Below are 12,559 nucleotides of genomic sequence, written 5' to 3'. Positions count from 1 at the left end.
TGGAAGGCATTATTGATAAATATTTGCACTTCCACTTAATCGAAAGAGTGTAATTTTGTCTAAAACCTGAAGACATATTACGGATACATAATGGCTATGAAAACTTGAGTAGATGAACTGAAGCTAGGTAGATTTACAAAAGATAGGGCGCTTAGCTGATATCACACAGGTTTATTTTGGATAATTTTTCTTTACACCATACTTATCTCTACACAGTGCAGGTATAGAGTCTTAAAAGTACAGACAATAAATTATTTGAACTTTTCTAATAAGTTAAGCGCTTGTATATCTATAAGTTCATTTGCCCACTCGTCTTTCATTTTTACTCGTTTAGCAGCACTATAATAATCCTTTTTACGCTTTATTATGTCTTTAAGTGCGCTCCGTAAGCTTGGAATAATAACTGCTTCACCATAATAGGCCTCAGCTAGTTTAATAGCCCCTTCAGGAATGTTGCCCCAAGCTTTATACATAGCAAGTAAATCAAAAATATCTTTGTAAGGCTCTTGAAGTTTCCGATCACTATTAGCGAGAAGCTTTGTATAAAAACACGACGCCCTATCTAGATACGGAACTACAAACTTATTCGTATCATTCTCTAATTTCAAATCGTAATCGGCAAAACTCACAAATTCTAACTTTATATTTACTCCTTCATGTTTAATAATTGTTCTTACTGCATCTCTATCAGCTCTAATTTCTCTTGGGTAATGGAATTCTTCATTGACTAGTTTATTTAAGCGAACGTTTGTTACTGAACTACGTACAGCCCTATAAGATTGTTTATTTGGACACAGGAAGTCTATATCAACTGATTCTCGATATTCATCTAACTCAAGCGCAATTCTAGTCCCTCCACCAAATATGATATTATTTTCATAAAAAAAGTCAGCATTAAACTTAGTTAACGCTGACTCTATAATTTGATGGTGTGTAAGTCGATACTTGCTCATATTTTAATGTGCAGCAGGCATAAAAATACCACCGCCTATATTTTTTACTAACCTTTGAACCAGAGCCTTTTCTTTTTTAGTTATTTTTGTCTTATCAACATAACTCCAACGCTTTTCATACAGCTCCAAAGCAATTTCAGGTTTCACAAATTTATTGTGCATATCCCACAAAATAAGGTTCAACTCATGGTAGTGAGTTCTATTGATGTTTCCCATGCTACCCCCTTAAATTAGTTGCTCGAATATGGAAAAGTTAATGGTGATTGAATGTGCTAATTTGTGCCCTAAGCACAAATTAGCACATTCAATCACCAGACACAATCTATCAATTTCGTTGTAAGTATAACATATAACCGAGTTACCTACCATTCAAGTTTATCCCCCCACGCAATTAAGGCCCTCTTTCTTTTTTCCAAATATCCTGCATGTTATAACCCCCCTGAACTCCTTGTAGTTGATGTGCTTGGGAATACATATTTTGAATTGAGATATCCAAATGCTGCCCGTAATTCATCAAGCAAAAATACCATATTTTGAGTAATCGGTACTTTATGGGTTCTTTCGCCATTTTTATTTTGCTTCACGCGCTCGGCTGGGATTGTCCATATATTTTTATCAAAATCAAACTCTTGTCACTGTGCGCCTGTGACCTCTATTGGCCGACAACCTGTTAAAGTTATGCATTTCAATGCGTAAATAACTTGCTGGCTGATACCTAGCTTTGGCAAGCGTTCGAAAACTTGAATCACTTTTTCAAACTCAAACGCTCTGGTTCGCGACTTTTCTAGGCCACTCACACTCTTCTTTTTAACAGTGCTTATTGGGTTACCTTGTATTAAATCTCGCTCAACACCAAAATTAAACATTTGTTTGAGAATGGATAACGTTTTATTAGCCTGCGTTTTAGCACCTCTATCTGTCCTAAATTCGGATAATCGAAGGTTTATTTATTAATACGTTGGCAAAAAGTTAACAAGCCGGAGTTAGAGCAGCCAATTGCTGCTCTACGTAATTAAGGGGAGTACTAAGGTTTTAATTTAGAGAAGTGTGAATATAAAGCAACACCCGCTCGGCTCAGTGATGAAGACAAGCCTATTGCAAACTTATCACTTAGATTCTTTTTAATTTTATAACTTACTTTAAAAATTTGCTTATTTTCGTATTGAGCCATAAGTACATCATCACTGGTATTAATTTCATCGACTAGGCCTTTACCTAGCGCTTGTGTGGCAAACCAATGTTCACCAGTAGCGACATCGTCAATATCTAAGCTTGGTCTTTGTTGCGTGACAAACGACTTAAATAAGCCATGGGTTTGTTCAATTTCTTCTTTAAACTTTTCTCGGCCTTTATCTGTATTTTCACCAAATAATGTTAACGTTCGCTTATAATCACCAGCGGTGATCTGCTCAAATTCTATGTCGTTCTTTTTTAATATTTTATTAAAATTAGGAATTTGTGCTATCACACCAATCGAGCCGACGATAGCAAATGGTGCTGCAACTATTTTGTTTGCAACACATGCCATCATATACCCACCACTTGCTGCGACCTTATCAATAGCCACAGTTAAGTTAATACCTGCTTTAGTTAATCGTTGTAGTTGAGACGCCGCTAAGCCATAGCCATGTACTACGCCACCACCACTTTCTAATCGTACAAGTACACTGTCTTTTTCTTTATCAGCAAACGTTAAAATAGCACTAATTTCTTCACGTAAGCTGTCAACTTCATGAGCGTCAACACTGCCATTAAAGTCAATTACATACAATCTAGGTAATGGTGCTGGTTCGGTTTTTTTTGCCTCAGCTTTTTGCTTTTTCTGATACGTTTTTAATTCTTTTTTCGATAAAGTGCTCGAAATAAAGCTATCTTTTAGTTCTGTTAATTGCTCAGATAAGTCATCTACAACAATCTCACCTTTTTTGCTTTTAGGCTTAACTGATGAAGCAACAACAATAGTCACAACTGCTATAGTAGCAACCACAAAAGTAATGGTTTTTGCGAAAAACAAACCATATTCATATAAAAATTCCAAAAATATCTCCAAGTACTTTTATTTAATTGGCAACAATTTACCATGGTTTACTATAAAAAAAAGCCACTCTAGGTGGCTTTTTGCATATTGGTTGCATTGAGTACTATAAATCTATTCAGTTACAACATCTGAGTTAGTAACTTGTAAAAACAGGCCGCGACTCTTTAAGAAGGTCGCAATTTGCATCTGCATTTCACTGGTTGCAGCAGCACTTCCCTCGGCTGTGGCTCCTGCTGAAGCATCAGCTCTTGGATCAAGCACAGTACCATGATGACCCTGAGTAAATTTCACTAAATAGCTCATTCCGTCCTCTGTTGGACCTTGAGTTTCAGTCACTCCTTGGAGCCCCATTAAGTTAGCTAGTGGCAACGAACCTGCAATTGGGTTATTCACAGTTGTCGGTGGAATCACTTGGTCTGGTTTATTACCGTCCTTTCCTCCTACTACAACATTCATATAAACAGGCGTACCAAGCGCTTTTATTGCAGCGGCATAATTTGTCGGATCACCGCTATCAAGAGCCGACTGAGCTGCAAACGAGAATTGCGACATTACACCTTGAATATTTGCTATTTTAGTTGTTTCACCCGCAACTGTTAAAGAAGTCATGTATTCAGCATAACCACAAGAAACACTTGCTTGCGTATCTGCACTCTCTCCACAATTAGCCACTGCTGGACCTTCTCTGTAAGCTTCAAATTCGGCTGATTCAGCCGCTCCTGCTGATTTTAAAACAGAGCCTTGTACAAATGGGCCAAAACTCGCTGACTCTAACAAGAAGCTAGCGATACCGCCGCCGCCACTTGCTAAAGCAACCGTATTAACACTAAATAAACCATCGACCTGGCTATCTAAAGGCGTATTCGCTTGAGCCACAAATGCTGGCGCAACAATAGAGCCTAATGAGTGCCCAATAAATGATACATCAGATGAATTTAACGAAGTGTCATCAGTAAAATTAAGACCAAAACGTAAGCCAAGTAAATCCGCAGCCGATTGTCTTAAGTTATCACGCGCAACTAATAAGGACTCTAAGTTCATATACGCAAGAACCGAGCCTTTGCCTTTGGTTGCGTTAAAATCATACTTACCATCATCATCCTTGCCATCAACATTAATACCGCGTTCACCATGAACAGGGTGGTCAATTGCAACAGTAGCAAAGCCTTGCATAGATAAAGCTGCAGTTAGCGCAAGCATATCTTCTTTTTGAGAAGTTATACCATGCTGTAAAATCACCACAGGCCAGCCACCTTCAGGCATTGTCAGCGCTGGCTTATTCTGCTGTTCGAGTATTGTATTTAACACTGGCAAATAAGGTTTAGTAACTTGTACTGGAACATCAGCAAGAGTTTGTTTCTTTGGAATAGGATTGTATTTAGTTAAGTGACGAGTGGTGTCGATTTTCGGGTAATCATGTAATCTGCCTTCGCTTAAACCTTGGCAGAGCGGCTCATATGGACCAACATCAAACATTGTCGGGTCTACTTCATTTTCTTTACCTGCATCAACAAGCGCTTGGTCTGCAGCTTGTTGATTAAGTACAGCAACAGGGCTTGAACACATACCTTGCCAATATGTGTCTGCTAAATCAGCATTATCTGTGCCTGTAGGCGTAGATAAATACATAGGAAGAAAAACATTGCCTTTTTGATATTGCACCCCCGCAAAAATAGCCGGGGCGGGCCTTTCTAATTCAACTAACTTGTCTTGAACAGTTGTAATGGTATCTGACTCAGGAATATTAACTACAGGACTATCCAGCGCAGGATTTTGTCTACTTATCGCAAGCATTGATTTAATCGTGTTAAGTACAGGGCCGACAGATTGGATAGTCATTGCAGCAGAGTAAATTATTTCGTCTTTACTAATAGCGCCACCGGAGGTCACCACTTTTTCGTAACTATTTACTGCACCTTGTAAACCCAATTGAGCTTCAGTGATTAACGGAGCTTCTTGTTTAACAAGTCCGTATGTTGAAGAGGGCTCTATTGAGCGGCCTAACGAATCTTTTAAATCTGTAGTTAATACATTAACGTATGAGCTGCCAGCTTTAAACGGCTTAAGAGGGATAACTGCCACGGCATCGCCACTGGCTTGGGTTATAAAGTCAACACCAAAAGTTAGCTCGCCAATCAACTTACAAGCAGTACCTGCAGGTGCTTGTGAACATTCTGCATCCGTTAGACTTGCGCCCATAATGACTTCAAATATTCTTACAGCACCAGGGGCAGCCGCAGAAGCGGCATCTAAACTAACACCTTCAGGTACATCATCGCTAACAAATGAAGGCATAACGAGATCTATTTTGTACGGAACTTGGCTAGACCAACCATCTAGCGCTCCTAGCGCCATTGATGGATCAGCATAGGCTGCACGCGGTACTGATACGCCATCTTCATCTAATTCATTCGGAATATTAATCGTGCCATCTTTTGTGCCACTCATTAACAGGTCATTCGGTACGGAAATATCTCCGTTAGCAGGGTCAAAATAAACGGTTGCAGTTGGGATAACAGGTGGTGTGTCGTTCTTCACATCTTCTAACGTTTCACCGCCGCCGCAACCAGCAAGTGCAGCTGTAATTGCGAGTGAGAGTAGCATTTTTTTCATATGATTTGCTCCGCACATAATCTTATTTTTATTGTGTGTTCAGTTGAATAAGTATAGTTAATGGTTCTAATTTATTGTCAATAATAGTTAAAATAATGTAATTAGTTTATTAATGAGACATTAGACCAGTTAAAGTTAACGTAAAGTTTCAAATTTCGCCACCTTATTTTGCAATAAATTCGATAACTTGGGGATTTGCTATGTTAAAATCACAAAAATTGATACTTTTGGACCTCTATTATGCAGACCTATAAAGCGGCTAAAAATGCCCTGCAAGACAAAGTTATTCTGATCACGGGTGCTGGCGATGGTATTGGCCGCGTTGCGGCTTTAACTTACGCGCAACACGGAGCTACAGTAATCTTACTTGGCAAAACAACTAAAAAGCTAGAATGCGTGTATGACGAAATTATTTCTTTAGGTGGACCAAAGCCAGCGATAGTGCCAATGGATTTAAAAGGCGCAACTAAACAAAATTACCGTGATTTAGGTGCTACCATTGAACAGCAGTTTGGTAAATTGGATGGTTTATTAAATAACGCAGGAATCATTGGCTCATTAGGTCCTTTAGAGCATTTTTGCGCCTCAACGTTTGACAACATCATGAAAGTGAATGTAACCGCACAAGCGATGATCACTAAGTATATGTTTCCGGTATTGCGAAAATCACCTAATGCTTCGGTAATTTTTACTTCGTCAGGAGTTGGACGCCAAGGTCGTGAATTTTGGGGAGCTTATGCTATTTCTAAATTTGCGGTTGAAGGTATGATGCAAACGTGGGCTGCAGAAGTTGGCAAAACTAATATTCGTATAAATTGTATCAACCCTGGCGCAACACGTACTTCAATGCGTGCAACGGCATACCCTGGTGAAGACCGAGATAAACTAGCAACACCAGAAGACTTAATGCCTACTTACTTATATCTAATGAGTGATGACTCTAAAGATGTTAACGGGCAGTCATTAGATGCGCAGGAAAAAAAACCGGCATAATCCGATCCTAAAATAGAAAAGCCGCTTTTAATGCGGCTTATATTCTAATAAAACAGTGACTTAACGGCGTTTAGTTTGTTTTACACGATTATTGTGCTTTTTAACCGCTTTACGTATTTGGTTAATTTTGGCGCGTTTATCTTTGCGCTTTTCTGGCATAACTGACAGTTTAGTTTGTGTTTCACGACCCAGTTTTACAGTTTTACGTAAGTAGTTAACAGTTTCTAAATCTAGCTCACTCCAGCCACCTTGTGGTAGACGCTTATCAAGCTCTAACTTTCCGTAACGAATACGAATTAGACGAGAGACTTCCACCTCTTGAGATTGCCATAAACGACGCACTTCACGATTACGCCCCTCAGTTAGTGTAACATTATACCAGCGGTTAATTCCCTCACCGCCTAGTGGTTTAATGTTTAGAAATTTAGCCATACCATCTTCAAGCTCAACACCTTTGGTTAAGTTCTTAATAGTCTCATTAGTCACTTCACCAAATACCCGTGCAGAATACTCACGTTCAACTTCATAACTTGGGTGCATTAAGCGGTTAGCCAACTCTCCATCATTGGTAAATAGCATCAAACCAGCTGTATTGATATCTAGACGACCTACAGCTATCCAACGTTCGCCGTCAATGCGTGGTAAGCGATCAAACACGGTACGACGCCCTTCTGGGTCTTTGCGTGTACACAATTCACCTTCAGGTTTGTTGTACATTATTACGCGGCAAATACGCTCTGCTTTTTCTTCAATTTTAACGGTGTGGCCGTCAACACGGATTTGGTCGGTCTCTTCGACTCGATCACCTAACTTGGCAACTTTACCATTTACACTCACACGATTTGCATCAATGTATTTTTCCATCTCACGGCGTGAACCTACACCAGCACGGGCTAGGACTTTTTGTAACTTTTCACCTTGTATACTCATTCGGATAGTTCTCTCACAGAAGGATCACTCAATAACTGGTCTATTTTACTTTGTTGCTGCTTTGGCAAATCAGGTAAATTATCAAGACCCGTTAACGAAAAATAATCTAAAAATTGTTTTGTTGTCGCATATAAAGCAGGCCTTCCTGGCACCTCTTTATGCCCGACCACTTGTACCCACTCTCTTTCAAGTAGGGATTTCATAATTCCAGAACCCACAGCCACGCCACGGACTTGCTCGATTTCACCACGAGTTATAGGCTGACGATATGCAATTAGTGACAGTGTTTCTAATAACGCACGAGAATATTTAGGCGCTCGCTCTTGAAATAAATTACTCAGCCATGGAGCTAAACTTGCACAGGCTTGAAACCGATACCCACTGCCGACTTCAACTAATCGAATACCCCGCGTTTGATAATGAATTTGAATATGATCAATAGCATCATTAACTCGCGACATCGATACACTTAATTCACTTAAAACGGTTTCTTTAAGGTGCCGCTTACTTAACGGCTTACCTGCAACAAAAATTGCCGCTTCAATGATTTCAATCAGTTGCTCATCACTAATTCGTTTTGTTGCCATTTAAATAACCATTTAAGAATAGACGCGCTAAAGGTTGGATATTATGAGCGTTATATTATGACAGAACATTAGCTAGGTTGGAAAATTTATTATCTAAAAAAGCAAAAATGCCAGCATAAAGCTGGCATTAATATCACTAAAAATAAAATTAGCTATTTTTTATCATTTCAAGAGCTTCATCTTCAGCAACGCCACTACCATGAGTTTTGATATAAGTGACAAATTCGTTTTTGCTGATACGCTTATCTTTATTGCGATCCATGTAACCAAAGTGATTTGAAATATCGTCATCGTTTGCTTCGACGACTGAGATATAACCATTACGATCGTTATCTAATGACTTAAAATCACTTTCAATCGGATCAAACTTTGCAATTTCTGCCTTAAATGCTGACTCAGTTACTTCGCTGTCTGTTGCAACTTTACCTGTATTTAGGTGAGTGTAATTTGCAAATTCTTTGCGGCTAATCTGCTCGTCCATATTGGTATCGATGTTTGAAAAATGCTCCCAAATATCGTCATCATCAGCTTCGACTTTAGAAATATAGCCATCATCATCGTTGTCTAAGCTACCAAAATCACTATCGATTTTTGCAAGAGAAGAATTCGCTGAACATGCGCTTAGAGTTAGAGCGGCCAAAATAGTTGATGCAAGTGTTAACTTTTTCATAAGACGTTTCCTTGTAATAAATAAAAATCAAATTCAAATGAAATAATACAAGGACTGCGCCAACTCTATAAATACTTTATTATCAATCAGTTAACTAAAAACAATTTCACTAATAGAATAAGGCTGTAAAATCATTGCACAACTTTTGTAAAAATTGCAGACATAAAAAAAGCGCTAATCAGCGCTTCTTTACAATAATTAACCGTTATATTGCTGCATTTTGATAACGCTTAACAAAATCAGTTACTGGCTCACCATTACAGCGTAATGAGTTTAAGTTGCCAATTTTTTCACGCACAGGTGTAAGACCTTGCTTTACAGCAGTAACACAAAGTTGAGTTTCAGTTTGATCATTGGTGGCGAATACTTCTACAACTTTTACATTACGCTTTTTGTCACTCTCTTTTTTAGCAATATCACGAATGTCTTGACCGTTACATAAAATACTTTGTGAGTGACGAGAGATAAAAATACCATGTTGGTGAGCTACTTTACGTGCGGCAGAAAAACCTTCGTTTGCACTAATTGAGCAAAGTTGAGATTCAATTTTTTTATCAGCACTGAAGTACTGAGCTGCTTGAGCAACGTGAGAGAGTGAAGCTATTGCAACGAATAAAGTTAAAAGCTGTTTTTTCATGACTTACCTGTATGAATATAGAGTGAACGGGTGAATTTCGCGCATTATATATACAAAAAAATCAGATCAACTGAATAATCAATTTAATTTTTTAATTAATTCAAGTTTAACAATGCTTAATCTTTAATCATCATTTGTTCAACATTAGTCCAACTATATTTCCAAATAATCGCATGTACCATCGACATTTTAATGATAGAATTTGTCGCAAATAAATATGCACTTTAGGCCAATAATATGAAAGTTATTTCATTTAACATCAATGGGCTTCGCGCCCGACTTCACCAACTTCAAGCAATTATTGATAAACATCAACCTGATGTTATAGGTTTGCAAGAAATCAAAGTACATGATGAAGCTTTCCCTTTAGATGATGTACAAAAAATGGGTTACCACGTTTACTTTCATGGCCAAAAAGCTCATTACGGTGTAGCTATGCTCTGTAAGAGTGAGCCTAAGTCAGTATTTAAAGGTTTTGCTACTGATACTGATGAATCACAAAAACGTATGATCAGTGTAACCGTTTCACAAGAAAATGGCCGAGACTTAACGGTTATGAATGGCTACTTCCCACAAGGTGATAACATTAATCACGAAACAAAATTCCCTTATAAACGGCAGTTTTACAAAGATCTTATGACTCACCTTGAGACTAACCATACTCCGGATGAAGATGTCATTGTTATGGGTGATATAAATATTTCTCCGACCGATTTAGACATTGGGATTGGTGAACCCAACCGTAAGCGTTGGTTAAAAACTGGTAAATGCTCTTTTCAACCGGTTGAACGTGAGTGGCTCGCCACTTTATTAAACTGGGGTTTTAAAGATACCTATCGTGAGCTTCACCCTGATACAGGTGAACAATACTCTTGGTTTGATTATCGCTCAAAAGGTTTTGTTGACAACCGAGGCTTGCGTATCGATGTGGTCCTTGCAACGCCAGCATTAGCAGGGCGTTGTACTGATGCCGGTATTGACTACGAATTAAGGGGCATAGAGAAACCGTCTGATCACGCTCCAATTTGGTCAACTTTTAGTTAATTTACAATGTCTCATAACCTTGAACTTACAGCTCTTATCAGCACAAACACTCAATTAGTTTTATGGCTTGTGGTTGGGGTTATTGCTTGGGGCAGTTTTGATAAGGGACTCTATAAAAGCCTTATTACTACACCAGCACGCCAAACCGGTATATTTTCCTGCGCAATGGTATTTTGTGTTTTATGGCAGATTAAAGCGGGTATCTTACCAGGCCTTGAACTACACATATTAGGTGTCACCGCTATCACTTTAGTGCTTGGTTGGCGCTTTGCTATTTTAAGTGCAACCTGCGCAAGTGCTCTGCTTGTAGCTTTTGGCCAAATTAGCTTGGTACAATTGCCCTTACATTTATTATTAACAGCATTTATTCCTATACTGTTTTCTTACGCTGTTTTTATTATTTGTTACAACCTATTACCTCGCCATTTTTTTATTTATATATTTATCTGCAGTTTTTTATGCGCAGCGTTAGTCAGTTGCGTTAAAATAGTGACAGTAAGTGCCTTTTATTATTTTTCAGGAAACTATAACTGGTATGAATTAAGTGAAAATTACTTATACCTATGCGCCATTATTTGGTTTCCTGAAGCAATGCTCAATGGCATGGCTATTTCAATACTTATTACTTATCGCCCACACTGGGTGAAAACATTCTATGACAAGGACTATCTAGACTCATGAGTCTCGCGTATCAATGCCCTTTATGCCAAACAACTTTGCAGCTAAGTGAAAAATCACTGCGCTGTGTTAATAATCATACTTTCGATTATGCTAAAGAAGGCTATGTTAACCTCTTACCCGTGCAAAATAAAAACTCAAAACAGCCTGGGGATAACCTTGACATGGTGCAAGCTCGACGAGCCTTTTTAAGCACCGGGCACTATCAATTTTTGCAACAAGCAATCGCAAAGCTTGTCGCAGAGCTTGCTCCAAAGAGTGTGATAGATTTAGGTTGTGGAGAAGGCTTTTACACGCACGCAATTGCAAACCAGTGCCAAATTAAGGTGTATGGTGTTGATATATCTAAGTCAGCCATTAAGTATGCCGCCAAACGCTATGAAAACTGCCAATTTAGTGTTGCCTCAATAAGCCAAGCTCCATTTTCTGCTAACCAAGCTGATGTTCTTGTGAGTATTTTTGCACCATTATTTGAACAAGAACTCGCTCGTTTAGCTAATCAGAATAGTTCACTGATTGTCGCAAGCCCAGGCCCTTGGCACTTAAAAGAGTTAAAACAAAAAATTTATAGAGAAGTAAACGCACATACGCCTATTGATGTGCCTAGAGGTTTTACATTAACCCAACAAGACTTAATTGAACAACAGGTTAAACTTGGGTTTGAAGACCTTAAAAACCTGATTACTATGACACCTTTTGCATGGAAGTTTAGACCAGAACATTGGCAAGAATTAGAACAACAAGGTGAACACACTGTCACCTTGTCATTTTATGTAAGTCATTTTAAGAAAGTCGATTAGAGATTCTCTTTAGTAAAAGCACGGTCCATTTTATCAAACATATCGTTAAGTAAATGGGCCAAATCCGCGTAGCGTGGTTTGTTTTTACCCAAAGCACCTTGGTAACCATTAGCCACCATTTTAGTATGAAGCTCTTTAAACCAATGTTCTATTGCTGGTTCAAGTGTAGTCTCTGCACGTTTACCTAACCACAAAAGCCCTTGTAGCGGCAACGATAAAAAGAACAGCGCTACGGCAATCGCTTGCGGTAAAAAATCACTCCCTAGATAATTAATTTGCATAAATAACGTTAACATTGCCAATATCGGCATAACTGTAATTGCATGCTCGGTGGCTTTAATAACCTTAAACTCGGCAAATAACGGTGCTAGCTCTTTTCGCATTGGCCACTTTTTTGCGTACTCTCGACCAGTTTGGACTTGTGACATCACACTTTTTTGCATCATGACTCCTAGGTGTCGCTAGTTTAACGATTAGACTCTTTAAGTGTACCATACCCAAAACAACATTCCTTTGTAAAATCTAATTACTATCCTTGTATTTGATCAAGGCTATGGCTAACGTTAATTCAATAAATGAGTTAAAATATTTAAGCATTAAGTCAACTAGACTTTAG

Annotated in this window: 13 protein-coding genes; 4 read left to right on the top strand and 9 right to left on the bottom strand. The window is 38.5% G+C overall.

Going from position 1 to position 12,559, the window contains the following annotated elements:
* Window positions 1-251: 251 nt before the first annotated feature.
* From QMA12_RS02860 to QMA12_RS02845, 4 genes are all read right to left on the bottom strand, one after another.
* Window positions 252-953: a nucleotidyl transferase AbiEii/AbiGii toxin family protein gene (locus QMA12_RS02860; protein ID WP_290208569.1), complete on the bottom strand. Its 702-nt coding sequence runs from the start codon at window positions 951-953 to the stop codon at window positions 252-254.
* Window positions 954-956: 3 nt separating this feature from the next.
* Complete coding sequence (locus QMA12_RS02855; RefSeq protein WP_290208570.1) at window positions 957-1,169, bottom strand: hypothetical protein; 213 nt, start codon at window positions 1,167-1,169, stop codon at window positions 957-959.
* Between the two features lie 808 nt (window positions 1,170-1,977).
* Entirely contained in the window at window positions 1,978-2,991 is a 1,014-nt protein-coding gene (gene sohB / locus QMA12_RS02850) for a protease SohB (RefSeq protein ID WP_087534462.1), read from the bottom strand.
* Window positions 2,992-3,102: 111 nt separating this feature from the next.
* Window positions 3,103-5,604, bottom strand: coding sequence for a VolA/Pla-1 family phospholipase (locus tag QMA12_RS02845; protein ID WP_290208571.1), 2,502 nt, complete (start codon window positions 5,602-5,604; stop codon window positions 3,103-3,105).
* A 240-nt stretch (window positions 5,605-5,844) separates the two neighbouring features.
* On the opposite strand from QMA12_RS02845, the gene QMA12_RS02840 reads away from it, so the two are divergent.
* A complete protein-coding gene (locus QMA12_RS02840; RefSeq protein ID WP_290208572.1) occupies window positions 5,845-6,597 on the top strand; it encodes a YciK family oxidoreductase in 753 nt (250 codons plus the stop codon).
* Between the two features lie 60 nt (window positions 6,598-6,657).
* Here QMA12_RS02840 and rluB read toward each other — a convergent pair whose 3' ends face one another.
* The 4 genes from rluB to QMA12_RS02820 form a co-directional block, all read right to left on the bottom strand.
* Entirely contained in the window at window positions 6,658-7,527 is an 870-nt protein-coding gene (gene rluB / locus QMA12_RS02835; protein ID WP_087534338.1) for a 23S rRNA pseudouridine(2605) synthase RluB, read from the bottom strand.
* Window positions 7,524-8,114 (bottom strand): SMC-Scp complex subunit ScpB, encoded by a 591-nt coding sequence (gene scpB, locus QMA12_RS02830; RefSeq protein WP_290208573.1) that lies wholly within the window; start codon window positions 8,112-8,114, stop codon window positions 7,524-7,526. The genes rluB and scpB overlap by 4 nt, the downstream gene beginning before the upstream one ends.
* A 148-nt stretch (window positions 8,115-8,262) precedes the next feature.
* Window positions 8,263-8,784 (bottom strand): EF-hand domain-containing protein, encoded by a 522-nt coding sequence (locus QMA12_RS02825; protein WP_290208574.1) that lies wholly within the window; start codon window positions 8,782-8,784, stop codon window positions 8,263-8,265.
* Window positions 8,785-8,989: 205 nt separating this feature from the next.
* Window positions 8,990-9,421, bottom strand: a complete 432-nt coding sequence (locus QMA12_RS02820; protein ID WP_087534341.1) for an exonuclease III — start codon at window positions 9,419-9,421, stop codon at window positions 8,990-8,992.
* Window positions 9,422-9,658: 237 nt separating this feature from the next.
* Between QMA12_RS02820 and xthA the strand changes: the two genes are divergently transcribed.
* The 3 genes from xthA to rlmA are packed head-to-tail and all read left to right on the top strand — an operon-like array spanning window position 9,659 to window position 11,943.
* Window positions 9,659-10,465, top strand: coding sequence for an exodeoxyribonuclease III (gene xthA / locus QMA12_RS02815; protein WP_087534342.1), 807 nt, complete (start codon window positions 9,659-9,661; stop codon window positions 10,463-10,465).
* Between the two features lie 6 nt (window positions 10,466-10,471).
* Complete coding sequence (locus QMA12_RS02810; protein ID WP_087534343.1) at window positions 10,472-11,146, top strand: energy-coupling factor ABC transporter permease; 675 nt, start codon at window positions 10,472-10,474, stop codon at window positions 11,144-11,146.
* Window positions 11,143-11,943, top strand: coding sequence for a 23S rRNA (guanine(745)-N(1))-methyltransferase (rlmA, locus tag QMA12_RS02805; protein ID WP_290208575.1), 801 nt, complete (start codon window positions 11,143-11,145; stop codon window positions 11,941-11,943). Before QMA12_RS02810 ends, rlmA begins: the two co-directional genes overlap by 4 nt.
* Here the strand turns inward: rlmA and yfbV are convergent.
* The gene (yfbV, locus tag QMA12_RS02800; RefSeq protein ID WP_290208833.1) at window positions 11,940-12,386 is read right to left on the bottom strand and encodes a terminus macrodomain insulation protein YfbV; all 447 of its coding nucleotides are present in this window, start codon (window positions 12,384-12,386) and stop codon (window positions 11,940-11,942) included. The two genes, rlmA and yfbV, sit on opposite strands and share 4 nt — an antisense overlap.
* Between the last annotated feature and the right edge of the window lie 173 nt (window positions 12,387-12,559).

Origin of the sequence: Pseudoalteromonas sp. APC 3893, from assembly GCF_030408095.1 — a bacterium.
Lineage (GTDB): Bacteria > Pseudomonadota > Gammaproteobacteria > Enterobacterales > Alteromonadaceae > Pseudoalteromonas.
The sequence above is the reverse complement of the archived record's forward strand: the minus strand, read 5'-3'. Positions and strand labels throughout refer to the sequence as shown.

What these genes read in the sequence shown, in the direction of transcription:
- QMA12_RS02860 (WP_290208569.1), bottom strand. Translation starts at nt 953, where the DNA reads ATGAGCAAGTATCGACTTACACACCATCAAATTATAGAGTCAGCGTTA.
- QMA12_RS02855 (WP_290208570.1), bottom strand. Translation starts at nt 1,169, where the DNA reads ATGGGAAACATCAATAGAACTCACTACCATGAGTTGAACCTTATTTTG.
- QMA12_RS02845 (WP_290208571.1), bottom strand. Translation starts at nt 5,604, where the DNA reads ATGAAAAAAATGCTACTCTCACTCGCAATTACAGCTGCACTTGCTGGT.
- QMA12_RS02840 (WP_290208572.1), top strand. Translation starts at nt 5,845, where the DNA reads ATGCAGACCTATAAAGCGGCTAAAAATGCCCTGCAAGACAAAGTTATT.
- rluB (WP_087534338.1), bottom strand. Translation starts at nt 7,527, where the DNA reads ATGAGTATACAAGGTGAAAAGTTACAAAAAGTCCTAGCCCGTGCTGGT.
- scpB (WP_290208573.1), bottom strand. Translation starts at nt 8,114, where the DNA reads ATGGCAACAAAACGAATTAGTGATGAGCAACTGATTGAAATCATTGAA.
- QMA12_RS02825 (WP_290208574.1), bottom strand. Translation starts at nt 8,784, where the DNA reads ATGAAAAAGTTAACACTTGCATCAACTATTTTGGCCGCTCTAACTCTA.
- QMA12_RS02820 (WP_087534341.1), bottom strand. Translation starts at nt 9,421, where the DNA reads ATGAAAAAACAGCTTTTAACTTTATTCGTTGCAATAGCTTCACTCTCT.
- xthA (WP_087534342.1), top strand. Translation starts at nt 9,659, where the DNA reads ATGAAAGTTATTTCATTTAACATCAATGGGCTTCGCGCCCGACTTCAC.
- QMA12_RS02810 (WP_087534343.1), top strand. Translation starts at nt 10,472, where the DNA reads ATGTCTCATAACCTTGAACTTACAGCTCTTATCAGCACAAACACTCAA.
- rlmA (WP_290208575.1), top strand. Translation starts at nt 11,143, where the DNA reads ATGAGTCTCGCGTATCAATGCCCTTTATGCCAAACAACTTTGCAGCTA.
- yfbV (WP_290208833.1), bottom strand. Translation starts at nt 12,386, where the DNA reads ATGCAAAAAAGTGTGATGTCACAAGTCCAAACTGGTCGAGAGTACGCA.